24 protein-coding genes and 1 pseudogene are annotated in these 25,796 nt (G+C 72.7%); 9 read left to right on the top strand and 16 right to left on the bottom strand.

Annotated features, from left to right (window positions below; genetic code table 11):
* Positions 1-94 precede the first annotated feature (94 nt).
* Entirely contained in the window at positions 95-763 is a 669-nt protein-coding gene (locus tag ACFV4P_RS20765; protein ID WP_380473126.1) for a DUF4097 family beta strand repeat-containing protein, read from the bottom strand.
* Between the two features lie 238 nt (positions 764-1,001).
* On the opposite strand from ACFV4P_RS20765, the gene ACFV4P_RS20770 reads away from it, so the two are divergent.
* Positions 1,002-1,769, top strand: a complete 768-nt coding sequence (locus ACFV4P_RS20770; protein ID WP_380473128.1) for a helix-turn-helix domain-containing protein — start codon at positions 1,002-1,004, stop codon at positions 1,767-1,769.
* Positions 1,770-1,791: 22 nt separating this feature from the next.
* Here the strand turns inward: ACFV4P_RS20770 and ACFV4P_RS20775 are convergent, their stop codons facing one another.
* The gene (locus tag ACFV4P_RS20775) at positions 1,792-3,243 is read right to left on the bottom strand and encodes an MFS transporter (RefSeq protein WP_380473130.1); all 1,452 of its coding nucleotides are present in this window, start codon (positions 3,241-3,243) and stop codon (positions 1,792-1,794) included.
* A 283-nt stretch (positions 3,244-3,526) separates the two neighbouring features.
* On the opposite strand from ACFV4P_RS20775, the gene ACFV4P_RS20780 reads away from it, so the two are divergent.
* Positions 3,527-4,444, top strand: a complete 918-nt coding sequence (locus ACFV4P_RS20780) for a LysR family transcriptional regulator (protein WP_380473132.1) — start codon at positions 3,527-3,529, stop codon at positions 4,442-4,444.
* A 7-nt stretch (positions 4,445-4,451) separates the two neighbouring features.
* Here the strand turns inward: ACFV4P_RS20780 and ACFV4P_RS20785 are convergent, their stop codons facing one another.
* Positions 4,452-5,006: a cysteine hydrolase family protein gene (locus tag ACFV4P_RS20785; protein WP_380473134.1), complete on the bottom strand. Its 555-nt coding sequence runs from the start codon at positions 5,004-5,006 to the stop codon at positions 4,452-4,454.
* A 46-nt stretch (positions 5,007-5,052) separates the two neighbouring features.
* Complete coding sequence (locus ACFV4P_RS20790) at positions 5,053-6,372, bottom strand: MFS transporter (protein WP_380473185.1); 1,320 nt, start codon at positions 6,370-6,372, stop codon at positions 5,053-5,055.
* Between the two features lie 126 nt (positions 6,373-6,498).
* On the opposite strand from ACFV4P_RS20790, the gene ACFV4P_RS20795 reads away from it, so the two are divergent.
* Positions 6,499-7,434: a LysR family transcriptional regulator gene (locus ACFV4P_RS20795; protein ID WP_380473136.1), complete on the top strand. Its 936-nt coding sequence runs from the start codon at positions 6,499-6,501 to the stop codon at positions 7,432-7,434.
* Between the two features lie 8 nt (positions 7,435-7,442).
* On the opposite strand, the gene ACFV4P_RS20800 is transcribed toward ACFV4P_RS20795, so the two are convergent.
* Positions 7,443-8,243 (bottom strand): alpha/beta fold hydrolase, encoded by an 801-nt coding sequence (locus ACFV4P_RS20800; RefSeq protein ID WP_380473138.1) that lies wholly within the window; start codon positions 8,241-8,243, stop codon positions 7,443-7,445.
* A 117-nt stretch (positions 8,244-8,360) separates the two neighbouring features.
* Between ACFV4P_RS20800 and ACFV4P_RS20805 the strand changes: the two genes are divergently transcribed.
* Entirely contained in the window at positions 8,361-9,323 is a 963-nt protein-coding gene (locus tag ACFV4P_RS20805) for an ArsR/SmtB family transcription factor (RefSeq protein WP_380473140.1), read from the top strand.
* A gap of 54 nt (positions 9,324-9,377) precedes the next feature.
* Here ACFV4P_RS20805 and ACFV4P_RS20810 read toward each other — a convergent pair whose 3' ends face one another.
* The 5 genes and pseudogenes from ACFV4P_RS20810 to ACFV4P_RS20830 form a co-directional block, all read right to left on the bottom strand.
* Entirely contained in the window at positions 9,378-11,084 is a 1,707-nt protein-coding gene (locus ACFV4P_RS20810; protein ID WP_380473142.1) for a hypothetical protein, read from the bottom strand.
* Positions 11,085-11,306: 222 nt separating this feature from the next.
* Entirely contained in the window at positions 11,307-12,269 is a 963-nt protein-coding gene (locus ACFV4P_RS20815) for a class I SAM-dependent methyltransferase (protein ID WP_380473187.1), read from the bottom strand.
* A gap of 15 nt (positions 12,270-12,284) precedes the next feature.
* Positions 12,285-12,689: pseudogene (locus ACFV4P_RS20820) on the bottom strand (response regulator transcription factor); the annotation flags it as partial.
* Positions 12,683-13,918, bottom strand: coding sequence for a sensor domain-containing protein (locus ACFV4P_RS20825; protein WP_380473144.1), 1,236 nt, complete (start codon positions 13,916-13,918; stop codon positions 12,683-12,685). The pseudogene ACFV4P_RS20820 and the gene ACFV4P_RS20825, both read right to left, overlap by 7 nt.
* A 95-nt stretch (positions 13,919-14,013) precedes the next feature.
* On the bottom strand, positions 14,014-14,916 hold the full coding sequence (locus tag ACFV4P_RS20830; protein ID WP_380473146.1) for an MBL fold metallo-hydrolase: 903 nt from the start codon (positions 14,914-14,916) through the stop codon (positions 14,014-14,016).
* 101 nt (positions 14,917-15,017) lie between these two features.
* Between ACFV4P_RS20830 and ACFV4P_RS20835 the strand changes: the two genes are divergently transcribed.
* On the top strand, positions 15,018-15,920 hold the full coding sequence (locus ACFV4P_RS20835) for a cupin domain-containing protein (protein ID WP_380473148.1): 903 nt from the start codon (positions 15,018-15,020) through the stop codon (positions 15,918-15,920).
* Positions 15,921-16,063: 143 nt separating this feature from the next.
* Here the strand turns inward: ACFV4P_RS20835 and ACFV4P_RS20840 are convergent, their stop codons facing one another.
* Together ACFV4P_RS20840 and ACFV4P_RS20845 are read right to left on the bottom strand one after the other, a co-directional pair.
* The gene (locus ACFV4P_RS20840; protein ID WP_380473150.1) at positions 16,064-16,615 is read right to left on the bottom strand and encodes a nuclear transport factor 2 family protein; all 552 of its coding nucleotides are present in this window, start codon (positions 16,613-16,615) and stop codon (positions 16,064-16,066) included.
* Between the two features lie 126 nt (positions 16,616-16,741).
* Positions 16,742-17,521, bottom strand: a complete 780-nt coding sequence (locus ACFV4P_RS20845) for an NAD(P)H-dependent oxidoreductase (protein ID WP_380473152.1) — start codon at positions 17,519-17,521, stop codon at positions 16,742-16,744.
* Between the two features lie 152 nt (positions 17,522-17,673).
* Here ACFV4P_RS20845 and ACFV4P_RS20850 point away from each other — a divergent pair, with 152 nt between their 5' ends.
* Positions 17,674-18,528, top strand: a complete 855-nt coding sequence (locus ACFV4P_RS20850; protein ID WP_380473154.1) for a helix-turn-helix transcriptional regulator — start codon at positions 17,674-17,676, stop codon at positions 18,526-18,528.
* 96 nt (positions 18,529-18,624) lie between these two features.
* Positions 18,625-19,086 (top strand): SRPBCC family protein, encoded by a 462-nt coding sequence (locus ACFV4P_RS20855; protein ID WP_380473156.1) that lies wholly within the window; start codon positions 18,625-18,627, stop codon positions 19,084-19,086.
* Positions 19,087-19,218: 132 nt separating this feature from the next.
* Here ACFV4P_RS20855 and ACFV4P_RS20860 read toward each other — a convergent pair whose 3' ends face one another.
* Positions 19,219-19,638 carry a PIN domain-containing protein gene (locus tag ACFV4P_RS20860; protein ID WP_380473158.1) on the bottom strand — a complete coding sequence of 140 codons (420 nt, stop codon included), beginning with the start codon at positions 19,636-19,638 and terminating at the stop codon, positions 19,219-19,221.
* A complete protein-coding gene (locus ACFV4P_RS20865; RefSeq protein WP_380473160.1) occupies positions 19,635-19,913 on the bottom strand; it encodes a CopG family transcriptional regulator in 279 nt (92 codons plus the stop codon). Before ACFV4P_RS20865 ends, ACFV4P_RS20860 begins: the two co-directional genes overlap by 4 nt.
* Positions 19,914-20,501: 588 nt before the next feature.
* Here ACFV4P_RS20865 and ACFV4P_RS20870 point away from each other — a divergent pair.
* Complete coding sequence (locus tag ACFV4P_RS20870; protein WP_380473162.1) at positions 20,502-24,476, top strand: Pls/PosA family non-ribosomal peptide synthetase; 3,975 nt, start codon at positions 20,502-20,504, stop codon at positions 24,474-24,476.
* Positions 24,477-24,618: 142 nt separating this feature from the next.
* Here the strand turns inward: ACFV4P_RS20870 and ACFV4P_RS20875 are convergent, their stop codons facing one another.
* Together ACFV4P_RS20875 and ACFV4P_RS20880 are read right to left on the bottom strand one after the other, a co-directional pair.
* Positions 24,619-24,708 carry a type II toxin-antitoxin system YoeB family toxin gene (locus ACFV4P_RS20875; protein ID WP_380473189.1) on the bottom strand — a complete coding sequence of 30 codons (90 nt, stop codon included), beginning with the start codon at positions 24,706-24,708 and terminating at the stop codon, positions 24,619-24,621.
* Positions 24,709-24,822: 114 nt separating this feature from the next.
* On the bottom strand, positions 24,823-24,954 hold the full coding sequence (locus tag ACFV4P_RS20880) for a hypothetical protein (protein ID WP_380473164.1): 132 nt from the start codon (positions 24,952-24,954) through the stop codon (positions 24,823-24,825).
* 331 nt (positions 24,955-25,285) lie between these two features.
* Between ACFV4P_RS20880 and ACFV4P_RS20885 the strand changes: the two genes are divergently transcribed.
* A complete protein-coding gene (locus tag ACFV4P_RS20885; RefSeq protein WP_380473166.1) occupies positions 25,286-25,705 on the top strand; it encodes a hypothetical protein in 420 nt (139 codons plus the stop codon).
* Positions 25,706-25,796: the final 91 nt, after the last annotated feature.

Raw genomic sequence — 25,796 nt, forward strand, 5'->3', positions numbered from 1 at the left:
GCCGTGCGGGTTGGTGCTGGGCGTGTCGGTGCCGTGCGGGTCGGTGCCGGGCGGGGCCGCCGTGCGGTGCGGCGGCCCGGTGGCGGGGCTGCGGTCAGACCGTGCGGGCGGTGATGTCGCCGTTCATGGTGGTGGCGCGGATGGCGAGCCCGGGCACGTCGTCGGCGTTGCGCAGGGCGTTGTGGATGCGGCCGTGGCCGGTGCCGGCGTCCAGCGAGGCGGACACGCCGCGGGCGGCGCCGACGGTGATCGAACCGGACTGGGTGGTGAGCGCCAGCTCGCCGCTCACCGCCTCGGTGACGCTCAGGTCGCCGCTCTGGGTGTCGAGCTTCGCCGAGCCGGTGAGGCGGCCGACCTCGATGCTGCCGGCCTGGAGGACGAGCCGGCCGCCGGCCGCCTCGGCGAGCTTGATCGTGCCCCGGGCGCTCTCGAACGCGACCTCGCCGAGCCGTCCCACGCCGGTCAGTTCGGTGTCGGCGGACTTGGCCTCGATCCGGGAACCGGCCGGCAGCTGGACGGTGACCTCCAGCGCGCCGGTCGGGCCGAGCAGGCGGTGCTGTCCGGAGGCGGTGACGATCCGCAGCACGCCGTCCGCGAAGACCACCTCGGTCTGCTCGGCGGCCCGCACGTCGCGGTCCTTCTTCGGGTTGGCGGGGAGCACCTCGACGACGGTGTCGGTGCGGTCGGTGGCGATCAGGCGGAGGTGGCCGGCGGGGATCTCGACGACGGCGGTGATCGCGGCGGGGGTGGCGAACTGCTGCATGGCTGACTCCATCTGCGCTTCGTTTCTAATGATGGAAACGCTACGTTGCGTTCATGGAGTCGGCAATGGACTTGTTGCAATCAAAGTGCATTGCAGCAGGTCAGCGGCCACAAATCGTTGCAACGGCCCTCCAGCTAACGCAACGTTGAGAGCGAGTGCGGTGCAATGAAATGTGCGTGAACGCTATGCTGGGGCCGACCGGGAAGACCGACCGGGAAGACCGACCGAGGAGACCGTGATGCCGGGAGGCAGGCTCACCCAGCAGGAACGCCAGCAGATCGCGCTGGGACTGGCCGAGGACCTTGCGTACGCCGAGATCGCCCGCCGACTCGACCGTCCGACCTCGACCGTCACCCGCGAGGTCATGCGCAACGGCGGCCCCAACGGCTACCGGGCCGACCTGGCCCACCGCGCCACCGAACGCCGCGCCCAGCGCCGACAGGCGCTGCCCCGCAGCCCGTACTCCGACCGGCCCGCCGACGGGCGCGACCCGGAGGCGGTGGCGGTCTATGCGGAGACCGTCACCACGGTGTTCATGCACTCCGGCATGAGCCGGATGCCCGCCCGGGTGCTGGCCGCGCTGATGCTCACCGACGAAGGCCGCCTCACCGCGGTCGAGCTCGCCCAGCGGCTCCAGGTCAGTCCGGCGTCCATCTCCAAGGCGGTCGCCTTCCTGGACGACCAGGCGATGATCCGGCGCGAACGCGACGAGCGCCGCCGTGAGAGCTACGTCCTGGACGAGGACATCTGGTACCAGGCCACCGTCGCCAGCGCCCGGGCCAACGCCGCCGTGGTCGAGGCCGTCCGCGAGGGCGTCTCCGTGCTCGGTCCCGGCACCCCGGCCTCCGACCGGCTGGACAGCATCGCGCGGTTCCTGAACTTCGTCTCCGAGGGCCTGTTCCGGCTGGCCGAGGACGCCCGGGAGATGCAGCACGCCAAGCCCGAGCCGGACGCCGAGGACGCCGAAGCCGCCGAGGACGCGGTGGTCGGCGGCGGCAGGGGCTGAGGGTCCTGGCCCGCCCGGTCAGTCAGGCCGTGGGCCGGGCCGGGCTCGGGCCGCGCGGCCCGACCGGGCGGGCCAGGAACGCGCCGACCGCCGCGGCGCCGGCCAGCAGGGCGACACCGGCGACCAGCAGCGCGAGCCGGGTGCCGGAGCCGTCCCCGGCCGCGTCGGCCGTCGCACCCAGCACGGCCACGCCGAGTACCGCGCCGGTCTGCCGGGCCGAGTTCAGCGCGCCCGAGGCGATCCCGGACTGCTCCTTGGCGACCGCGCCGACCACCGCCGTCATCAGCGACGGGATCGCGAACGACACCCCGAAGCCGAGCACCAGCAGCCCGCCCGCCGTCGCCACCCGCGCGACCGTCGAACCCCCGGTCGCCGCGGCGGCCACCAGCACCCCGACGCCCATCAGCAGGAACCCGGCGACGGCCGGGCGGCGAGCGCCGATCCGGCCCACCAGGCGGCCGGTGAACACCGGGTTGAACGCGGTCGGCAGCATCAGCGGCAGGAACGCCACGCCCGCGCCGAACGCGCTCAGGCCGTGCGCCCGTTGGAAGTGCAGCGAGAGCACGAACAGCACCCCCGACAGGCCGAAGTTCACCAGCAGCCCCGCGCCCAGCCCGGTGGCGAGCGTCCGGTCGCGCAGCAGTCCCAGCGGCAGCATCACGGCACGCCCCGCAGCCTCCCGGCGCCGCTCGACCAGTACGAACAGGCCGCCGGACAGCGCGAACACCGCGAAGCCGCCGAGCACCGGCAGCGAGCCCCAGCCCGCCGGCCCGCCCTCGATCAGGGCGCAGGTCAGGCCGGTCAGGGCCGGCACCGCACAGACCTGCCCCGGCAGGTCCACGCCCCGGTCCGCCCTGCCCCGGTCCGCCCTGCCCCGGTCCGCCCCGGGCCGGTCCGGCGGGGCGTGACGTGCCGTCAGGGCGAGGGCGAGGAACGCCACCGGCACGTTGACCAGGAAGATCGCCTGCCAGCCGAACCGGTCGGTGAGCGCCCCGCCGACCAGCGGCCCGGCGGCCAGCGCGCTGCCGCTGATCGCCGCCCAGACGCCCATCGCCCGGGCCCGGGCCGCCGGTTCGGTCCAGGCGTGCGCGATCACCGTCAGCGAGGCCGGCAGCAGCAGCGCGCCCGCCACCCCGAGCAGCGCCCGCAGCGCGATCAGCGCGCCCATCGAACCGGCCAGTGCGCTCACGCCGGAGCACGCGCCGAACAGCCACAGCCCGGCCAGGAACACCCGCCGTCCGCCGTGCCGGTCGGCCAGCGCGCCGGCGGTGAGCAGCAGCGCGGCGAAGGTGAGGGTGTAACCGTTGGAGACCCACTGCAGAGCGCCGAGCGAACCCGACAGGTCCGCGCCGATCGCCGGCAGGGCCACGGTCACCACCGTGGTGTCCAGCATCACCATGAAGTAGCCGAGCGAGAGTCCGAGCAGCAGCAGCCCGTTCCCACGCCGGGAGTCGGTCCGTCGACGACCGGGCACAGTTGTCCCCCGAGGGTGCGAAAGAAATGAGTGGATGCGGAGGGCGCGCCGGACGGCGGCGGCACCAGGGTTCGCCTCGCCGGTTGTGCACGGCGGGCGGTCACTGAAATTCTTGCCGTGCCAGGGTGGTTGAGGAAGCGGGCGCTTCCGATGACGCCCATCGCCGGAACCGATGCAAGCGACGCAAGCGGTGCACGCGACGCACGCGATGCGAGCGACGCAAGCGGTGCACGCCATGCAGCCGGTGCGGCGGCCGACACCGACCTGACGAGGAGCGGACGCCGTGGAACTGCGCCACCTTCGGACCTTCCGCACCGTCGCCCGGACGCTCAACTTCACTCGCGCCGCAGCCGAGTTGAACTACGCCCAGTCCAGCGTCACCGAACAGGTCCAGGCCCTGGAGGCCGAACTCGGCACCAAACTGTTCGACCGCAGCCACCGCCGGCTCTCCCTCACCTCCGCCGGGGAGCGCCTGGTCGAGTACGCCGACCGGATGCTGCTGCTCGTCCAGGAGGCCCGGACGGCCGTCGAGGACGGAGCCCGCCACCCCGGCGGCCGACTGGTCGTCGGCGGCCTGGAGACGCTCTGCGCGCACCGCCTGCCTGCCGTCCTCGCCGCCTACCGCCGCGAGTGCCCCCGGGTGCAGGTGGCGGTCCGCCAGGGCAGCCGCGGCGAACTGTACGACTGGGTGCGGCGCGGCGAGATCGACGTCGTACTGACCTTCGGCCGGGCGCCCCGCGGCGAGGCGACGGCCAGCGAGACGCTGGCCGGCGAGCGGCTGATGGTGGTCGCCCCGAACGGCCACCGGCTGGCCCAGTACGCGCAGCTCGCCGGGCCCGAACTGCGCGGAGAGCCGTTCCTGGCCACCCCGGCCGGCTGCGGCTTCCGCGAGATGCTGGACCGCCTGATCGACAGCCTCGACTCCGACGCCCCCGTGATCGAGACCGAACTGGCCGGCATCGCCGCCCTGCGCCAGTGCGCCGCCGCCGGCCTGGGCTGCGCCCTGCTGCCCGAACTCGCGGTGGCCGACGCGGCGTCCCGCGGCGAACTCGCCGCCGTCCCGCTGCTCGGCGACGCCGCCCGGACGACGATCACCATGACCTGGCTGCGCCGCGCCGAGGCGCGGCCCGCGGTACCGGCGTTCCTCGCCACGGCGCGCGCCGCGTTCGCCCGGCTGGCGATGGAGCGGGCGGCGGCGTGAGCTGCGCTCAACCGGCCTTCACGCTTGAGCAGTTGAGCAGTTCGGCGCGGGCCGGGAGCACCTGGCCGAGCAGCAGTTCGTGGAGGTGCGGGTCCGGATCGGCGACGCCGTCGGGCAGCACGCGGAGGCGGTAGTCGCGGTCGGCCGCGTCCAGGGCGGTGGCCAGGACGGCGCCGCCGGTGCTGAGGCCGGCGAGGATCAGGGTGTCGACGGCGCGGGCGCGCAGCCGTTGGTCCAGGCCGGTGCCGGACAGGGCGGAGAGGCGGGTCTTGCGAACCGCCAAGTCGCCTTCCAGCGGGGCAAGTTGCGGGTGGAAGGCGGCGTCCGGGTCATCGTGGTGCAGGACGCGATGCCGGGCCACGGCGGCGAAGACCTGGTTGGTGGCGGGGACGGCCGCCCAGTCGGACTCGGTGAACGCGGTGCGCACGTGGGCCACCGTGCCGCCCTCGGCGCGGACGTCGGCGGCGGCCCGCTCCAGCCGGGCGAGCAGCGGAGCGGGATCGGGCAGGGTGGCCAGGACGGCGGGCTGGCAGTCGAGCAGGAGCAGTGCGGTGTGCTTCATGGAGAGGTCCTCGAAGTGGCGGATCGACGAACAGTGCGGCTTCGCTTCACGGAGTGGGCGTCGAAGTGGGCGTTCCTGCAACGCCGTTGATCGGATCAGACTCGCGCGCCGACAGCGGCAACGGCGCCGGCTCCGGCTCCGGCTCCGGCACCGGCACCGGCACCGGCTCGCGGCGCGGGAGCAGGAGCGGGGTGGCCAGCGCCAGCAGTCCGGCGACGGCCAGGGTGGTGCGCGGGTCGGTCAGGGTGGCGAGCAGGCCGCCGAGCGCGGTGAGGACGGCGGTCGTCGCCTGCTGGCCGATCGACCACGCGGACAGGGTGCGGGCGACCAGATGGGTGGGGGTGCGTTCCAGCCGGTAGGTGGCGAGGACCGGCGTGAACAGGCTCATGTGGACGATGATCGCCAGCTCGACGGCCATCACCGTGAGCAGTCCGGCCACGCCGGACGGGACGAAGGCCAGCCCGATCAGCCAGACGACGCGCAGCGTGCCGACCGTCCGGAACACCCACGTCCGGCCGCGTCGCGCCACCACCCGGCGGGCCAGCCGGGAGCCGATCAGCCCGCCGAGGCAGGGCGCGGCGAACGCCAGGCCGTACTGCCAGGCGGGGAAGTGGAGTTGGCGCAGCAGCAGGACGGCGAGCACCGGTTCGGTGGCCATGATCAGGCCGGACACCAGCAGGTTGTTGAGGTACAGCGCCCGCAGTTCCGGGTCGCCCAGCAGGTGCCGCCAGCCGTCCAGCAGCGATCCCGGCCCGGCCGGGCCGCCGTCGCGGGCGGGCGGGGGCTCCTCGCGGTGGCGGATCGCCGCGAGGCCGAGCGCCGAGAGCAGGTAGCTGCCCGCGTCCGCCAGCACCGTGACGACCGGGCCGAGCACGCCGATCGCGGCCCCTCCGAGCGGCGGGCCGACCGCGATCGAGCTCCAATTCGTCGACTCAAAACGGGAGTTGGCGACCAGCAGGTCGTCCGGCCGGACCAGCGCCTTAAGGTAGGCCCCGCTCGCCGCGCCGAACGCGATCTTCGCTGCGGCGACCACCGCCGACACCGCGAGCAGCTGGCCGAACCCGAGCACCCCGCAGGCGTACGCGAGCGGGACGGACGCCATCGCGCCGCACCTGACCAGGTCGGCCGCGACCATCACCGGTCGCTTGCGCCGGAACTCCACCCACGGCGCGAGCGGCAGCGCCAGCAGCGCCCCCACCGCCGGGCCCACGGCGGACAGCGCCGACACCTCGGCGGGGCCGGCGTGCAGCACCAGCACCGCGATCAGCGGCAGCGCCCCGAACCCCAGCCCCGAGCCGTACGCGCTCACCGCGTACGCCGCCCACAGCCACCCGAAGGGCCGTCCCAACGACCGCCGACCGCCCATCGCCACCCCGTTCGACCGTACAAACCCGCGTTGACCCGGCAGAGCAAATCGGGTCGTGAAGGTGCAGGTCAAACAACCGGGAAGGGCCTCGGGCACAACCGCTGGTTGTTCACTAAGGTGGACGGCGTGGACCTCGAAGCCGTACGCACCTACCTCGCCGTCGCCGAGGCGGGCCAGTTCCAGAAGGCCGCCGCCGACCTGGCGATCACCCAGCAGGCCGTCTCCAAGCGCATCGCCGCCCTCGAACGGGACCTCGGGGTGCGGCTGTTCGCCCGGACTCCGCGCGGCGCCGAGACCACCATCGACGGCCAGGCGTTCCTGCCGCACGCCCGCGAGCTGTTGCGGGTCGCCGAACGCGCCGTCACCTCCGTGCACACCGCCCGCCGCCCGCTGCGGGTGGACGTGATCAACCTGCGCGGCGCCGCGTCCGGCCTGCTGCGGGGTTTCCACCGCACCCGCCCCGAGATCGAACTCGACGTGGTGAAGCTGCTCGACATCGACGAGGCCCTCGACGCGATCCGCGCGGGCACCATCGACGCGTCCTTCCGCGCCGTCGGCACGCCGGGCCGGCCGCTGCCCGACGACCTGGCGTCCGTCCGGGTGGTCGACGAGAAGCTCGAACTGCTCACCGGTCCCGGCCACGCGCTGGCCGGGGCCCGCGCGGTGACGCCGGGCGAACTGGTCGGGCACCGGATCTGGATGCCCGGCATCCTCCCCGGCTCCGAGTGGGCGGCCTACTACGACGACCTGGTCGCCGAGTTCGGCCTCACCATCGAGGCCACCGGGCCCAACTTCGGCTCCGACGCGCTGCTCGACACCATCGCCGACACCCCGGCACTGGCCACCTTCATGAGCGACGGCACCCGCCTGGTCTGGCCGGCCGGGCACGACCTGCGCCGGATCCCGCTCACCGACCCGACGCCGGTCTACCCGCACTCCCTGGTCTGGCACCGCGACAACCCGCACCCGGCGCTGGCCGCCCTGCGCGCCCACCTGGCCGCCGCGGGGACCGTCCAGGACGCCCCGGGCACCTGGGTGCCGGGCTGGGCGCGGAAGGCCTGAAGCAGGACCTAAAGCAGTCCGCGCAGGAAACGTTCGAAGGCGGCGGGGGCGGACAGCATCGGGTAGTGGTCGGCCTCCGGCAGGGCCGTCAGTTCCGCGTCCGGTACCTGCTCGGCCAGCCGCCGGGCCCACATCCGGGTCGCCGGGAGGTCGTGCTCCCCGACCAACACGCTGACGGGGACGGCGAGTTCGGCGAACCGGGTCTTGACGGGCGGGTCGAGCTCGGTGCCGAGGTACTCCTCGTCGGGCAGCGTGACGAGGTGGGTGTTCGCCACCTCCAGGCCGATCATCAGCCTGCGTTGGTCCCGTCCGAGCGCCGGACCCCACGCGTCCACGTCCACCGCCGCCGAGGCGTGCATCCCCTCGGCCGTCCGGACCCGCGCGATCCGTTCGAACAGCGCCGGCAGCAGGGCGCGCGAGGCCTCCTCCTCCGCGTTCGGGTCGGGGAACGGCCCGAACGTGCCGCCCACCGCCACCACCCGGCGGACCCGCGCCGGGTACCGGTGCGCGAACGCCAGCGCGCGACGCGCCCCGTCCGAGACGCCCAGCAGGAGCGCGTCCGTCACCCCGGCCGCGTCGAACACCGCCGCGATGTCCTCGACCTCGCTGTACGGCGCCGTCCCCGCCGAGGACAGGCCCGTGTCGCGGTAGTCGAAGGTGATCACGCGGGCCGCCCCGGACAGCCAGGGCAACGTCGACTCCCACATCCGCAGATCCGCCGCGCCCGCGTTGCACAGCACCACGTCCCGGCCCGCGCCCGCCGTCCGGTAGTGCAGGTAACCCCCGGGAACCTCAACGTACTTCGCCATATGATCGTTGATCAGCATGCTCGAACTGTCGCAGCGCCGGTCGGCCCGGGGGAGCTGTGAGGCCCCCGGCCTCATAGCGACAAAACGCCCACCGGACCGGCCCCGGGGGAGGCACCCGTGATCGAACTCGCGCTCGACGTCCACGACCTGGCCCGGACGAGCTTCAGCATCTCGCCGTTGGAACAACTGCTCACCGGTTCGCTCGCCGTCGACAGCCGCCGCCGCACCGGCCCGAAGGCCCGCTGGTGGCGCGGCATCCGCTCGCGCGTCCCGCACCGGGCCGCACCCTTCCTCGACCTGCTCGCCGACAGCCCGCGCGGCCTCCCCGACTTCCTGCTCGCCGACAGCACCGCCTACCTGCGCACCTTCGCCGACGAACTCGACAGCGTGCTCACCGCCACCGACGAACGCATCCGCGCCGAACTCGACCACTGCTACGACCGCACCGCACCGCCCGTCGTCCAACGCCTGCGCGAGGAAGGCGCGAGCGCGCTGCGGCCCGTGGTGAACGCCGCAGCCGCGCTCTACCGCGCGTGCCTGGCCCCCGAGTGGCACGAGATCCGGCGCACCCTCGACGCCGAAGTCCGGTGCCACGCACAGGCGGTGGTGACGGACGGACCCGCCGCGATGCTGGAGCGCCTGCACCCCCGGCTCGACTGGCGCGACACCGGCACCCTCACCGTCGACCGCCCCGGCCCGCCGGTACGGCACCGGCTCGCCGGGCGGGGCCTGCAACTCCACCCGAACCTGTTCCTCGACAAGTGCGCCGTCCTGCACCAGCACGACCGTCCCACCGCCCTCCTGCACCCGGTGCTGCTCCCGTCCCGCCGGACCGCCGACGACTCCGACGGCCTGCGCCCACTGCTCGGCCCCGCCCGCGCCCGCACCCTCCGAGCGATCGCCCAAGGCCCGTGCACCACCACCGAGTTGGCGGCGACGCTCGGCATCGCGCCGCCCTCGGCCTCGCCGCACACCAACGCGCTGCGGGCCGCCGGGCTGATCGCCACCACCCGGCAGGGGCGCGGCGTCCAGCACGCCCTGACGCCCCTGGGACGCGCCCTGCTGGCAGCCAACCCCTGAGGGGCGTCGAGCGGGCCCTGACGGTGCCCTGGAAGGCCGTGTCGACCCGTCATGTCAGCCCGCCGGGACGGGGTTTCCGACGCCATTGCCGGCACGGACCCACTGCATCGCCTCGCGGACCCGGGCCGCACCGGCCCGGGCGAACGCCTGGCCGCCGCCGACCGCGGGGGTACGGGCGCCCAGACCGGCACACGGGCGGCAGATGCCGGGCTCGGGGATCGGATCGCAGCACCTGGCGCACTCGGCGTACGGAGCCCGTGGGGGCGGCGCGGCCTCCGGGACGGGCGGCAGTTTCGTCTCCAGCCGGTAGCGCAGGAAGCCCCCCGGCGAGAGGATCCGGTCCGGCAGACCGTCCGTGAGGGCCCGGGTGAGCTCCGATTCCGGCACACCGCGCTCCAGCCACGGCACGACCTGCGGCGCGAGCCTCCGCGCCTCGGCCGGGCCGATCCGCAGACGCGGCGTGCCGGCGATCGCCCGGAGCAGCACGGAGACGGCCTTCCGGTTGCGCTCCTTCACGGCCTCGGCCACCAGCTGATGCACGGCCTCACGCCCGGCCCGCGTGCTCGGATCCAGCTGCTCGACAGACGCAGGCTGGGCGGGAACGGCGGCGGGGGCGGGGACGGCGGGGGCGGGCGCGACGGGCGCGGCGGACGCGACCGGTGCGGCGGGCGCGACCGGTGCGGCGGGCCGTGCGGCGCGTTCGCGTCGGGCGGCGGGAATGACTGGTCGGCTCGGCGAGGCGGGCACGGAGGGCTGGTTCGGCCGAGGCGAGCCCACGGGCCCACCGGGCCGACCGGGCCGTCCCGGCCCACCCGGGCCACCGGGCCCACCGGGCTCGTCAGGCCGGGCAGGCCCATCCGGGTCGTCGGGGCCGCCACGGCCATCGGGGCCGCCAGGTGCACCGGACCCGCCAAGGCCGCTCCGCTCGTCCGGCCCGGCAAGGCCGTTCGGCGCGGCAGGCCCGGCAAGGCTGCCCCGCTCGTCCGGCCCGGCAAGGCCGTTCGGCGCGACTGACCCGACAACGCCGCCCTGCCCGGAAGGCCCGGCAAGGCCGCTCCGCTCGTCCGGCCCGGCAAGGCCGCTCCGCTCGTCCGGTCCGGCAAGGCCGTTCGGCGCGGCAGGCCCGGCAAGGCCGCTCCGCTCGTCCGGCCTGGCAAGGCCGTTCAGCGCGACTGCCCCGACAACGCCGCCCTGCTCGGAAGGCCCGGCAAGGCCCTCCGGCGCGTTCGGCGTGTGGGCTCGGCCCGAGTCCGGCTGAGGCGCGTTCGGCGGGTTGGTCTCGATCCGCCGTTCCGGCCGTCCCGCCCCGACCGGCTCTCGCTGCTCGGCGAGCTTGGCGAGCCCGTTGAGCTCGCCGGGGGGTAGGGGGGTGGTTTTTACCTCCAGGTCTTTAAGGAGGAGTCCCGGCGCGTCGAACGTCACTCCACCGAAGCCCGGCCCGTCGGTCCCCGGTCCCCGGTCACGGGAGGGGAGGTGGGGCTTGTCGTGCACGTGGATCTGGGTGGTGACCCGACCCTGGAATCGGGTCTTCACCGTCACGTAGTACCCGGCGGCCTTCAGCTCTGCCAGGGCGTTGTTGACGGCGGCTCGACCCAGGGAGCTGGAGTCGGCGAGGTTCTTGGCGGTCTCCCAGTGGCCGTCCGGCAGGGAGAGGAGGTACCCGATCACACCGCGGGCGGTGAAGGAGAGGGCAGGATTCTGCAGAATCTCGGTTGGCAGATAGGTGCATTCGCCCTCGTGGGCGCTACGATAAACACGCATCGGAAGTCTTGTTTCTGTTGCCGTGCCCCGGGACGTTGCCGCGTCGCCGGGGCTATTTGGTTTCTTGGAAGCGGAACTTAGCACCCGAACCGTGGCAGACGATCGGTGCGAGAGCCCGCTGACCGCTTGAGCACCACATGTGTACACAATCGGACCGTTCGCGATCGCAAACGGTCAAAATCTGTCATCTTCCTGACCGCTTCTGACCGTTTCCCCTGAAGATCACCCGGTCGAAGGACGCCCCGCCGTCACCAGGTAGTAGTCGAGCAGCCGCCGCTCGTGCGCGTGCAGGAAGTTTCGCGGCCAGCTGCCCTCGTCCCACCAGCGGCTGAGCCAGCGGTCCCAGCCCGGCCAGACGTCCGCGCCGAGCGACTCGACACGCCGGTCGGCCAGCCCTGCTGCCGCGAAGGCGTCGGTGAGCGCGCCGACCGGGCGGGCGATGTCGAGGCCGTCGGCGAAGGTGTCGAGCAGGCCGGCGAGGTCCTCGGGGCGTCCGGGGGAGTCGTCGGGCGTGAAGAAGCTGACGACGGCGACCCGCCCGCCGGGGCGCAGGACGCGGAAGGTTTCGGCGGCGAAGTCGGTCAGGTTCGGAAAGTGCTGGGCGGCCTCGACGCTGATGACGACGTCGAACTGCCGCTCCTCCAGCGGCATTTGGCCTGCCGCGCCGCGGACGAACCGGAGCCGGTCCGGTTCGCGCCGGAGCGTCTCGGCGTGGGCCCGGCGGGCCCGTTCCAGCTGGGCCGGGTGGATGTCCAGACCGGTCACGGCGGTGGCGTCGCGTTCGTTCAGGGCGAGTACGCAGCCCATGCCGAGCCCGCAGCCGACCTCCAGGATCCGGGGCGCTTTCGGAAGCCGGGCGGCGTCCAGGACGCGCCGGTAGAGGTCCTGTTGGCTGCGGATCCGGTCGGCTTCGTCAATCGGATGCGTCAGATCGATGTCATGCCAATAACCGAAGTTGATGAATCCTCCGGCGAAGATCCGTTCCGCGCCCAGGTCGGCGGGGCCGTACGTCTCCCGCACGGCGGGACTCATCTCGGGAACGTCAGGACGGGCATCGGGTTCCACGGGGCGCACCTCCGGATCGAGCGGTCGTCGAATGGCGTGCGAGGCCCAGCGTGCCGTGGGCGCGCACCGCCTGACAACGGCGCGTGGCGCGGCCCGGTGACGGGCGGGCGGAATCCTCATCCGGTCCGACGTGCCGAGCGGCTGGTCGCGGGAGTGGCTGACCATCAGCTGGGAGACCACGGCCGGGTCCATCGCGGTGCCGCCGGCGGCGATCCGGCGGATCGCGCCGATGAACTGCTCGTTGTCGAAGACGCTGTCCTTGAGCAGGTAGCCGGTGCCGTCGGCGAGCAGCTCACGGGCGTACATCTGCTCGACGTGCTGGGAGAGCACCAGGATCGGCAGGCCGGGGATCTCCCGCCGGGCCTGCAGCGCGGCCCACAGGCCCTCGGTGGTGAACGTCGGCGGGAGGCGGACGTCGACCAGCAGGATGTCGGGGCGGTGCTCGGCGGCGGCCGCCAGCAGGTCGGGGCCGTTGTCGACGGCCGCGACGGTCTCGAAGCCGTAGGCGTCCAGGAGTTGGATCAGCCCCTGCCTCAGCAGGAAGAGGTCTTCGGCGAGGACAACGCGAACGGTATCTCCATCGTGATGGCGGTCGGGCCGCCCGGCGGGCTGGTGATGTCGACGGTGCCGTCGAAGGTGGCCAGCCGGCGGCGGATGCCGTGCAGGCCGGTACCCCGGGCGGGGTCGGCGCCGCCCCGGCCGTCGTCGACGACCCGGGCGTGCAGCACGGCGCCGTCGTGCCGGGCGACGACCTCGACGCGTTCGGCGCCGGAGTACTTGAGCGCGTTGGCGAGCAGCTCGGACACCGCGAAGTACAGCGCGGATTCGAGCGGCGGCGGCACCGCGCCGGGCAGGTCCACCGTCACCTCGACGTGCAGCGGGCTGGCCAGGCCGAGGGCGCGCAGCGCGTCCGCCAGGCCGCGTTCGGCGAGGACCGGCGGGTGGATGCCGCGCACCAGGTCGCGCAGTTCGCGCAGCGCCGTGACGGACGAGGTGCGGGCGTCCCGCAGCAGCCTGCGGGCCTCGTCCGGGTTGCTGTCGAGGTGGCGTTCGAGCGCGCCCAGGGTCATGCCGAGGCTGACCATCCGGGCCTGCGCGCCGTCGTGCAAGTCCCGCTCGATGCGGCGCAGTTCGGCCGCCGCCGCGTCCAGCGCCCCGGACCGCGTCTCGGCCAGGTGCTGCACCCGCAGGACCAGTCGCGACCGTTCGGTCGGGCCGAGCAGCAGCCGGGTGAAGTGCGCGTGCACGACGAGGAAGGCCCGGCTGTACCGGGCCCAGCCGACGAACAGCGCCGATGCCGCCAACGCGGCGTACAGCGCAGTCGGTCGGCCTTCGATCGGGACGAGGAAGTACACCCGCCCGGTGCCCTGTGCGTGCAGCACGGGCCGCCACAGGCCGAACGCCAGTGCCAGCCCCTCCAGGACGTAGTAGAGGACCGCAGCGGGCAGGAAGCCAATCATTCCAATGACCGAGTTGAGCAGCAGCCAGAGCAGGTCCCGCCAGCTGGCGGGGTCGGTCAGGATCCACTTGCAGCGGCGGATCCAGCCGACGATGTCCCGCTCGAACTCCGCCGGCGCCGGCCGGTACGGCACCTCGACGGGCACGCCGACCCGGGCCGCCGCCCGCCGGTTGGCGTTGCACAGGCGGCGGACCCACGCGGTCACGATCGGCAGCATCAGCGCGCCGATGCCGATGACGAACAGGATCACGAAGTAGGCGGTGACCAGGAACAGGCAGATCGAGAGCATCGCGCCCAGCGCGATCAGCACCCCGACCACCAGGTCGGCCCCGGCCCGGCGCAGATCGGCGCGGCGGCGGGGGAGCGTCTGCGAGGTAGAACTTCCTCCACCCCGCCGAGCTCGGCTCAGGCGAACGCCGCCCACCGCTCCACGCCGAATCCGCCCCCCGGCGCGCGCCGGACCTCCAGCGCCCCCGCCCCGCCGAAGTGCGCCGGAACCACCAACTCCCGGCGCTCGGCGGCCCGTTCGAGAATCCGACGACGGCTGGCCGCCGCCTGCTCGGGATCGACGCAGAAGCAGCTGCTGCACGACGGCGCGAGGACCTGCACCGGGCTGTGCATCAGATCGCCGACGAAGACCGCCCGCTCGCCGCCCGACTCCAACCGCAGCACCGCCGAGCCCGGCGTGTGACCGGGCGCGGACTCCAGCACCAGGTTCTCGTCGATCCGGTGGACGCCCTCCCAGCGCTCCAACTGCCCGCTCCGGACGACCGGGGCGATGCTGTCCAGATAGATCAGCCGACTCTCCAACTGCCCGCCACCGAAGGAGTTTTCGGGCCCGAAGTGGAAATCGTCCGCCGCGTGCAGCAGGTAGCGCGCGTTCGGGAACGTCGGCACCCACTCCCCGTCGACCTCGGTGGTGTTCCAGCCGACATGGTCCGCGTGCAGATGGGTGTTCACGACCACGTCCACCTCCTCCGGACGGACGCCCGCCTCGGCGAGCCGGCCCAGGAAGTCGCCCCGCCACCGATGGAACATCGGCGTCTCCGGCCGCTCCCGGTCGTTGCCGACTCCCGTGTCCACCAAGACAGTTCGGCCGCCACTGCGCAGCACCCAGGTCTGCAGCGCAGCCGCCGCCATCCCACTCCCCGGCTCCCAGTGGTGCGGCGCGAGCCAGTCGACGTTCTCCTCCCACAACCCCGGCCCGCCCTGCGGGACCAACTGATCGGCCGGCAGGAACGGACCCTGCCACTCGACGACGCGGAGGACCTCGACCTCGCCGAGCACGACGCTCTGTGTGTGGTTCATGCCTCCGAAGCTATGCGGCACCCGGGGAGCGCCTCAATGTCGCAACACCTCACTCGGATACGCGAAACCCTCACGGCCGAGCGCATAGATACACTCCCGCCATGGATGTGGTCAGCGACGCGATATCGACCGTCCGGATCGGACGATCCTCCTCCAACCGCGTACGGGTGAGCGGGAGTTGGTGCGCCCGCTTCGCGCCCTACGACGGCGCGGGCTTCCACGTCGTCCTCTCGGGAGGCTGCCGACTGTTCGGCGCGGACGGCACCGCCCTGACCCTCGCGGCCGGCGACGCGGTGCTGCTCCCGCGCGGCGCGGGCCACGTGCTCGCGGACGCCGAGGCCGACCCGTCCAGGGCCCAACACGCCGTCCCCTTCGAGGAGTTCACCGGCGAGCTGCCGAAGGCGCAACCCGGCGGCCCCGGCGAGGCGGAGCTGCTGTGCGGCAAGTACCGCCTCGACCACAGCCGCGCACACCCGCTGCTCGCGGAACTCCCGGACGTCGTCCACCTGCCCAACCGGGTCGGCCACCACCCCGAACTGCGGTCCGCCATCGACCTGTTGGGACGCGAGCTGAACGGCCACCGGCCCGGCTCCGGCATCGCCGTGCCGAGCCTGCTCGACCTGCTGCTCGTCTACATGGTCCGCGCCCGCCTCGCCGAGGACTCCACCGGCGCCTGGCCGGCCGCCCTCGCCGACCCGGTGACGGCGGCCGCGGTCCGCGCCCTGCACGCGGACCCGGCCGCCCCCTGGACCAACGACCGGCTGGCCGCGGAGGTCGGCGTCTCCCGCGCCACCCTCGCCCGCCGGTTCACCACCCTGATCGGCCGCCCCCCGATGGCCTACCTCACCTGGTGGCGGCTCGCCCTGGCCGCCGCCCGCCTCCGCGACACCCCCGACCCCCTCGCCGCCATCGCCCGCCGGGTCGGCTACGGCACGCCCTACGCCCTCTCCCACGCGTTCCTGCGCGAGTTCGGCACCACCCCCGGGCGCTACCGCAGCCGTTGACCGGCTCAGCCGCCGCCGTCCCGGTCGGCTCCACCAGCAGCACCTTGCGGTACGTGTTCGGGTAGGTGGCGTCCCAGTCCACCAGCGTGATCCGGCTGCGCCGTCGAGCGCCGTCAAGCGCTGTCGAGCGCTGTCGAGCGCCGTCAGGCACCGTCTGCGAGTTCGCGCAGCGTCGCCTCGGCCTTCGGGGTCAGGGCGAGCGGGCCCTGTCCGGTCGTCCACACCGCCTGGACGTCGAGGCTGCGCAGCCGCCAGCCGTCCGAGGTGCGGACGGCCTCGCCGGTGAAGGTGCCGCCGACGTCGAAGTGGCCGCCGGGGGCCTCGCCGCGGGCCCGCTGGGTGGTGGCGAGGTGGACGTGGGTCATGATGGCGTTCCAGCGGACGGTGGCCCGGTCGCCGTCGAGGGCGATCAGGTAGTTGGCGCCGACGTGCTGGGTTCGTTCGAACTTGCCGAGAGTGGCCTGCTCGGCCTCGGCCAGGCCCTCGATCCCCTGGTGGTCGCCCACCGGTGTGCTGATCCGTACATCGGACGTGAAGTACCGCCGCGCCCACGCCTCGTCGAACCGTCCCCCGTCCCGGGGCACCGTGTCGAGGCTGATCAGATAGCCGTCGACGAGAGACGCGATCTCGGCGCGGTCGGCCAGGACCTGAACCCGCCGTTCGAGCGCGGCGAACTCCGCAGTGCTGATGCTCATGTCCGTACCTCCCAGGGGCGAGAGCGGCCGGCCCGGCCGCACACCGGCGAGGCTAGAACTTCAAGCCCGCTTCAGATCAAGCCCCAAGCGCCAAGAACCAGGCGCCAAGCGCCAAACATCAAGCGGTCAGCCGCGCACGTGCAGCCCGAAACCCTGGCGGCCCGCCGGCTCCAGCCCCTCCTTCAGGAGCAGCGACGGCAACTCGTAGTCGCCGAAGTTCTGCGGCCGGAAGGCGATCGGCTCGGTCGACTCCAGGGTGAGCAGCCGCCGCTTCCACGCCTCGGCGATGCCCGGGTACGCCTCGTCGGTCAGCCGGTCCGCGCCGTACAGGACGAACGGCGGCAGCACCTCGACGCCGGGGTAGTAGAGGATGCCGTGCTGGAACGGGAACAGCAGGTCGTCGATGGGCCCGTTGATGCCGCGCGCGGCGTAGTGCGACTCGGGGCCGCCGACCGTCACCGACAGCAGCGCCCGCCGGCCCGCGAGGGTGCCCTCGCCGAAACGCTCGCCGTACTTGGTGGCACTGTGCTCGCCGACGCCGTACGCGAAGCGGTAAGTGAACACCCGGTCCACCCAGCCCTTCAGGATCGCGGGCATCGAGTACCACCACAGCGGGAACTGGAAGATGATCGTGTCGGCCCACAGCAGCTTCTCCTGCTCGGCGAGGACGTCCGCGGAGAGCGTCCCGGCCTCGAACGCCCGCCCCGAGTCCAGCGCGACCTTCAGCGGGCTCGACGCCTGCGGGCCGTAGTCCTCGGCGTCCACCACCGCCTTCCAGCCCATCGCGTACAGGTCGCTCACCCGCACCTCGTGCCCGGCCGCCTCCAGGGTGGACACCGCCAGGTCCTTCAGCGCGCCGTTCAGCGACTTCGGCTCCGGGTGGGCGTGGACGATCAGCGTCTTCATGGGAACTCCCTCATCGGCTCGGATGCCTTCGACGCCCTCGATCCTGGACGTTCCGCCGCCCGCCGTTCAGGGCCCCCGCCACCGTCGGACCGGACTTCCTGGTACCGGCAGGGCCACCCTCAACGGCGCTGCCCGTCCCCATACTTGAGCCCATGGACGATCTCGCGGGCTTCCTGCGGACCCGGCGCTCCCGGGTCGACCCGGCCACCGCCGGCATCCCCACCGACAACCGCCGGCGGGTCGCGGGGCTGCGCCGCGAAGAGGTCGCGCACCTGTCCGGCGTCAGCGTCGACTACTACGTGCGCCTGGAGCAGGGCCGCGCCACCCAGCCCTCCGAGCAGGTCCTCGACGCGCTGGCCCGCGTCCTCGACCTCGACGGGACCGAACGCGAGCACCTCTACCGCCTCGCCCGCCAGCGCCGCCGCACCACGAAGACCCCGGCCGCCCGGATCCGCCCGGAACTGCTGCGCGTCCTCGACCTGGTCCCCGACGCACCCGCGCTGATCATGAACCACCGGCTGGACGTCCTCGCCTGCAACCGCCTCGCCGCACTCCTCCTCGGCCGCCCCGCACCGGGCCTGAACACCGCCCGCCACATCTTCCTCGACGAAGCCGAACGCGGCCTCTACGCCGACTGGGAGAGCTGCACCCGCGACGTGGTCGGCCACCTCCGCCTGGCCGCCGGCAAGTACCCCGACGACCCGCGCCTGGCCTCCCTCATCGGCGAACTCGCCATGGGCAGCGACCGCTTCCGCCGCCTCTGGGCCCGCGCCGACGTCCGTGCCCGCACCCACGGCCGCAAGGCCTACCAGCACCCCCTGGTCGGCCTGCTCGAACTCCACCAGGAGAACTTCGCCCTCCCCGACGAGTCCGGCGTCGAACTCCTCGTCCTCTCCGCACCCCCCGGCACCCCCGCCGAACACGCCCTCCGCCTCCTCGCCACCCTCGACCCCCCGACCACCGCCCCCTCGACCTCCTCGGCCCCCTCGACCCCCTCGTCCTCCTGAGTGACAGCCGGCCAGGAGCGGCGGGATGATGCCACCGACCATCGGCCGCCCCGTCCCACGGCGACGGCCGGAGCCGAATCGGACGGGGAGCCGGACGTGCCCAGCACCGAACTGAGCCGCGCCTACGACATCGCGGCACCACCCGCCACCGTGCTCGCCCACCTCGCGGAACCCCAGAACTACATCGGCCTCTCCCCGCTGCTCGTCGACGTACGGGACATACGACGCGAGAACGGAGTGACGCACTACGCGGCCGTCGAACGCTTCCGCTTCCTCGGCCTGCTCCAGCACGACAACGTCATCCAGGTCACCATCCGCACCGAAGACACCCACCTGCCCGACACAGCGACAGTCAGCGGCGAGGTGGCCAGCCCCGGCGGAGTACGGATGACCTACCGCTTCACCATCACCGCCCGCCCCGACGGCAGCTCCCACATCATCGACACCCTCCACCTGCACACCCCCTTCGGCCTGCTCCACTACGCAGCCGCCAAAGCCGGAGCCGTACAGACCGCCCGCGCCCGAGTCCTGTCCCACCGACTGAACAACCCCACCTGACCCAGCAAAACGCCGAAGGCCCGGTTGAAGCCACCGACTGGGCACAGCAATTTTTGCTTGGCCTCGCCGTCTCACCTGGAGGAACGTTCGCCGATCAGCGATCGCTCCGCAGGCGAGGGCGGGCAATCACCGTCAGACCTTCACCACCACGACGTGGTCCGGCAGCAGCCTCTCCAAATCCTCCGGGTCGGACGTGAAGACCGTCACCTGCCCTCGCTGCTGCAGCGCCACCACTGCGAGCATGGCGTCGATCGCGTACTTGTGCCCGTGCAGGCCGGCGTCCGCCAGCAGCCGGCGTGCCTGCCGAGCCTCGTCCTTGCCCAGCTCGGCGACGTTCACCCGCGACAGCACCCAGTCCCAGCGCTGCTCCGTGGTGCGTGCGTCGTACGCCTCGACCAGGGTTATGGGTGACGTGACGATCTCCGCCTCGCCGCGGGCGGCGAGATCGAGCCGGGCGATCATCATGCGATCGCCGCGGACCGCGAGCGACAGGGCCTCGCTGTCCAGTACGAAGACGCGCAGCCGGCGGACCCCCTCGGCGCGCTTCTTCACGCGGCCGCCCCGCTGCTCTTGCCACGGGCCGCCCGGCGCCGGTCGTGCTCCGCGTCGAGGTCGTCCAGCTCCGCGTAGGCGGCGGCCCGTTCGTCACTGAGGACCGGCCCGTGTTCCTCCTCCAACCACGCGACCAGTTCCTGCAGACGGTCGCGGTCCCGCTTGGCTCGCAGGGCGTCGGCAACGTAAGCGGACAGACCGCGCTCGGCGCTGTCCGCGCGGATCTCGTCCAGCAGTTCTTCGGGAATGGTGACGGTGACCTTCTTGGATGCCATACAAGTCACCATACTTGCCATAGTCCAGGATGGCCTGAATTCTCCGCGCGCCCGGGCCGTGTCCAGGGAAGCTCGGCTGGATCTCCCGCGCTCTGCGTCGACTCCGCCACCCGGCCAAAACAGCCCTCGGCATCGAGCTTCGACAGTGGAAAATATCATTATGTGAATATCTCTTGCGGTGCAGGGTGTTCGGGCTTGTCTAAAGAATCCAACCGTATTTGGTAATGACTTTATCGCCCGTTAAGGTCTGCTTCAGGTGGCGGCCTTCCCTCCGTCGCCGAGCTGCGGGTTCGCCGAAAATCCATATCGCCAGAGAGGGTGGGGCTGCGGCCTCGGTAGATGCGCTGACCAGGTTCTTTGCTGCCGAGGTGTGGATTCAGGCATCCGATCCGATCGGGGTCGAAGGGTCCTCTGGTCCAGATGAGAAATTGCTTTGATTTCGCGGTGGCACGCCCGGGAAAGCTTCGGTTTCGGGCAGAGTGAATGGGCGTACTGTCCATCCTGGAAAATCGCCTGAAGTCGTTCCGGTTCACTACTCGGCCCCGTCAGCTTCGTAGTCGACAGTTCACAGACTCAAGGAGATACCCCATGGCTGCGAGCCACGACCGGGTGCCCACCGCGCACCCGCACCGGTCCGCTCGTGAGGTCGCCGTCTGGCCCGTGACCCCGGTGCCCCAGGCGCGCACCCTGCTCGACATCCTGTCCGCCACCGCGCAGGCGTTTCCCCGGGCTCCGGCCCTGGACGTCGGCGGCACGGTGCTCGACTACCAGGCGCTGCTCCACGAGGTGGGCACCCTGGCGAACTGGTTCAACCGTCGCGGGATCGGCGCCGGCGACCGGGTCGGCGTCCGAGTCCCCTCCGGCTGCGCCGACCTGTACGTCTCGATCCTCGCGGTGCTCGCCGCCGGCGCCGCCTACGTGCCGGTGGACGCCGACGACCCCGACGAGCGGGCCGAGATGATCTGGCAGGACGCCCGGGTCTGCGCCGTGATCGGCACCGGCCGGCAGGTCGTCCTGAATCGGGCCGTCCCGCCCGTCGGCCGGGCCGCCGGCCCGTCACTGGACGACGACGCCTGGATCATCTTCACCTCCGGCACCACCGGCCGCCCCAAGGGCGTGGCGGTCACCCACCGCTCCGCAGCCGCCTTCGTGGACGCCGAGGCGCGGATATTCCTCCAGCAGCACCCGCTCGGTCCGGGAGACCGGGTGCTGGCAGGCCTCTCGGTCGCCTTCGACGCCTCCTGCGAGGAGATGTGGCTGGCCTGGCGGTACGGCGCCTGCCTGGTCCCGGCCCCGCGCTCGCTGGTCAAGGCCGGCACGGACCTCGGCCCCTGGCTGGTCGAACGCGCCATCACGGCGATCTCCACCGTGCCCACCCTGCTTGCGCTCTGGCCCCAGGAGTGCCTGGACCGGGTCCGGCTGGTCATCGTCGGCGGCGAGGCCTGCCCGCCCGACCTGGTCCACCGGATCGCCGCCCCGCACCGCGAGTTCTGGAACACCTACGGCCCCACCGAGACCACCGTGGTCGCCACCGCCGCCCGGATGCTGCCCGGCGAACCGGTGCGGATCGGTGCCCCGTTGGACGGCTGGCAGCTCGCCGTGGTCAACGAGGCCGGGTACCCGGTCGGCTGGGGCGAGACCGGCGAACTGCTGATCAGCGGCATCGGCACCGCCCGCTACCTGGACCCGGCCAAGGACGCGGAGAAGTTCACCGCGCACCCCGCGCTGCCCGGCGGGCGGGTCTACCGCAGCGGCGACCTGGTGGTGGCCGACCCGCGCGGCCTGCTCTTCGTCGGCCGCGCCGACGAGCAGGTCAAGCTCGGGGGCCGGCGGATCGAGCTCGGCGAGGTGGACGCCGCCCTGCAGGCGCTGCCCGGGGCCAGGGCCGCTGCCGCAGCCGTGCGCACCAACCCGGGCGGCACCCAACTGCTGGTCGGCTACCTGGTGCCGCACCCCGGGGTCGATCCCGACCTCGCCCTGGCCCGCAAACTCCTGCAGGAACGTCTGCCCGCTGCCCTGGTCCCGCTGCTCGCCGTCGTCGACCAGCTGCCCACCAAGACCTCCGGCAAGGTCGACCGCAACGCCCTGCCCTGGCCGCTGCCCGGCCTCGGCACGGGCGACGGCGGCGACCGGGCCCGGCTCACCGGCACCGCCGGCTGGCTCGCCGAGCAGTGGGAGGCCACCCTCGGCCTGCCGGTGCAGGCCGACAGCGACTTCTTCGCGCTCGGCGGCTCCAGCCTGGTCGCGGCCCGGCTGATCTCGGTGCTGCGCGCCAGGTTCCCCGGCCTCTCGGTCGCCGACCTGTACGCCAACCCGGTGCTCGCCGACCTCGCCGCCGTACTGGACGGCCAGGGCGGCGGACCCGACCGACAGCGCCGGGTACGCCGTCCCGCCGTACTGGACGGCCAGGGCGGCGGACCCGACCGACAGCGCCGGGTACGCCGCACCCCGCGCTGGACCGCGGTCGGCCAGACCCTGGTGCTCGCCGTCCTCTACACCGTCACCAGCGTGCGCTGGGTACTCGCCGTCGCCGGGGTGGACAACCTGATGGGCGGCCGGCTCAACTGGGCCCCGCACACCCCCTGGTGGCTGATCATCACCGGCCTGTTGGTGTTCTCCAGCTCCATCGGTCGCCTGCTGCTGACCACCCTCAGCGCCCGGCTGCTCACCGCCCGGCTGCGTCCGGGCAGCTACCCCCGTGGCGGCCTGGTCCATCTGCGGCTCTGGGCCGCCGAGCGGGCCGCCGTGGCGTTCGGCGCCGGCGATCTGATCGGCACGCCGTGGGCCCGGCACTACGCCCGGCTGCTCGGCTGCAAGGTCGGCCGGGGCGTCCACCTGCATGCCCTGCCGCCGATCACCGGCCTGGCCGGATTCGGTGCCGGCTGCTCGGTGGAACCGGGCGTGGACCTGGCCGGCTGGTGGCTGGACGGAGACCTGCTGCACCTCGGCTCGATCGAGATCGGCGCCGGTGCTCGGATCGGCGCCCGGGCCACCCTGATGCCCGGTGCCCGGATCGGCGCCGCCGCCGAGGTCGCCCCCGGCAGCTGCGTGCTCGACGCCGTCCCGGCCGGTCGGCGCTACCACGGCGCGCCCGCCCGCCCCAGCAGCGAACCGGGCGAACCCTGGCCCGCCCCGGGCCGAGCCCGCCGCCACGGGGGCTTCTGGAACCTCGCCTACGGCCTCGGCCTGTTCGGCTTCACCCTGCTGCCGCTGCTCGCCGCCGTGCCCGGGCTGCTGGTGCTCTACCCGATGCTCGACACCGATCGCACACTCGGCAGTGCGCTGCTCCAACTTGTGTCTTTCAGCTTGGAGTTGACGGTCATGACCCTGGCGGTCTACGCGCTGTTGCTGGTGCTGCTGATCCGGATCTTCAGCGTGCCGATCAAGCCCGGACACCACCCGGCGCACGGCAAGGTCGCCTGGTGCGTCTGGGCCGTCAACCGGCTGATGGACACCGCCCGCCGCACCCTCTTCCCGTTCTACGCCAGCCTCTTCACCCCGGTCTGGCTGCGGCTGCTCGGGGCCAGGATCGGCAGCCGGGTGGAAGCCTCCACAGTGCTGGCGCTGCCCGGCCAGATGTCCGTGGACGACGGCGCCTTCCTCGCCGACGACACCCTGATCGCCCCGTTCGAGGTGTGCGGCGGCTGGCTGCGGATCGGCCCTTCCCGGGTCGGCCGGCGGGCCTTCGTCGGCAACTCCGGCATCGTCGGCGCCGACCGCGAGCTGCCCGACCGGGCGCTGGTCGGGGTGCTCTCCGACGCGCCCGCCAAGGCCGCGCCCGGCTCCTCCTGGTTCGGCCGACCCGGCATCGAGCTGCCCCGGGTGGCCGACGAGGTCGACGAGGGACGCACCTACGACCCGCCGCGTCGGCTGATGCTGGCCCGGGCCTGCGTGGAGCTGTGCCGGCTGCTGCCGGTGGTGCTCACGGTGATCCTGGGCGACCTGGTCTTCGGCGCGCTGAACGAGGTGATCGACCAGGACGGCCTGGCCGCGGCGCTGGCCGTCGGCGGGATCGTGCTGGCCGGCGCGACCCTGGCCGCCTGCCTGGTCACCACACTCGCCAAGTGGCTGCTGGTCGGCCGGTTCCGCAGCGGCGAGCACCCGCTCTGGTCCAGTTTCGTCTGGCGCAACGAGCTCTACGACACCTTCGTCGAGGAGCTGGCCATGCCATGGGGCGGCCGCAACCTGCTCGGCACGCCCTACCTCAACCTGTGGCTGCGCAGTCTCGGCGCCAAGGTCGGCCGCGGCGCCTGGTGCGAGACGCACTGGCTGCCGGAGGCCGACCTGGTCACCATCGGCCCCGGTGCCAGCGTCAACCGCGGCACCGTGTTGCAGACCCACCTGTTCCACGACCGGGTGATGCGGCTGGGCCCCGTGGAACTGGACGAGGGCGCCACCCTCGGGCCCAACTCGATCGTGCTGCCCGGGGCCACGATCGGGGCCGACGCCTCGATCGGCGGGGCCTCGCTGGCGATGCGCGGGGAGTCGATCCCGGCCGGCACCCGGTGGATCGGCAACCCGGTGGCCGCCTGGCCGACCGCGCACGCGCCCGGCGCGTCGTAGCAGCACCGCCGGCCACGACCGGTCCGCCCGTAGCACCCGAGGCGCCCAGTCGAACCGACCCGGCCCGGCTCCGGACGGTGTGACTGCAACCACGCAACGACGAAGGCGGAACCGGGACGGGCGCGTCTCTCCCGGGCGGGCCCTACGTGCCGTAGTGGTAGCGGCAGGCAATGACGCACAGGGCGTCGGCCTGCTCGTCAAGGACGTAGACCAGGCGGTGTTCCTGGTCGATTCGGCGGGACCAGGCCCCAGCGAGCTCATACCGATGCCCTCGTTGCCGTTCCGGCGGATGTCGTCGAGCGGCCCAGGAGGGTGGGGCGGATCGAGTGCTGGGCGGCGGCTCGGGTCAGGAGATCTCCGGCTGCATCTTGGCGTCCAGGCATGCCTGCACCGGTTCGAACATTCCGTACGGGACGAACTCGGCGATCTGCTCGGGTGTGATCCATGCCGGCTCGGCGAGCTCCTCGGTGTCGACCACTGTCGCCGTGTCTATGGGCTGCCCGGCCGACGGCCGCCACCGACGCGACCCGAGGACCGCCACCAGCAGGGCGAGGAACGGTCCGGCCCCGGTGGACAGTTCGGCGCTCTCTGGCGCTCCGTCGGGGTTCGTGTCGTCGGGGCGTGCGACGTCCCTCGACCCGGATGGGATGACGAGCCGTCGGATCGACGGTCGTCGGGACGGCGATCCTGGCGTCACGGCGGCTCGGAAATGAACTGCGTGTCGCGCCTGTAGCGAATCGTTACTCTGGGTGAGACTTCCATGGAGCGTGACGCGTGAGTGTGTCGTGCCGGGAAGAAGGGCGACGGTCATGGTGCAGGGCTCACACGAACGGCGCGGGCAGGCGGGAGGTGCCACCAACGCGACCGTAAGTGGCGCATCGATGTTCGCCGGGATCGGGCTGTCGGTCAGCGGGACCTTGAGCATTCTCCTGGGTGCGGCCGGCATCGCACAGGACAGCCTGTTCTCCTCGGCCGGCTATGCCTACCAGTTCAATCTGACCGCCTGGGGTTGGATCCATCTGGTGATCGGCGTGTGGCTGTCCGCCGCCGGTATCGGGGTGCTGGCCGGCCAGGCATGGGGGCGATGGGCCGGACTGACGGCGGCTGCGATCAGTCTGATCACCCAGTTCATGTTCATTCCGTACTACCCGGTGTGGTCGATTCCCGTGATGACCCTCGATCTGCTCGTCATTTGGGCACTGAGCAGATTCCAGCTGTACCCCGCCTAGATGATTGATGCCAAGGGCTCGCTGGCGTGCATGAAATGACGCGAGGGAGTCCAAAGGTCGGTTGTGACGCCTGACCTGGACTCCCTCGCGA

Source organism: Kitasatospora sp. NPDC059795 (genome assembly GCF_042732175.1).
Classification (GTDB): Bacteria; Actinomycetota; Actinomycetes; order Streptomycetales; family Streptomycetaceae; genus Kitasatospora.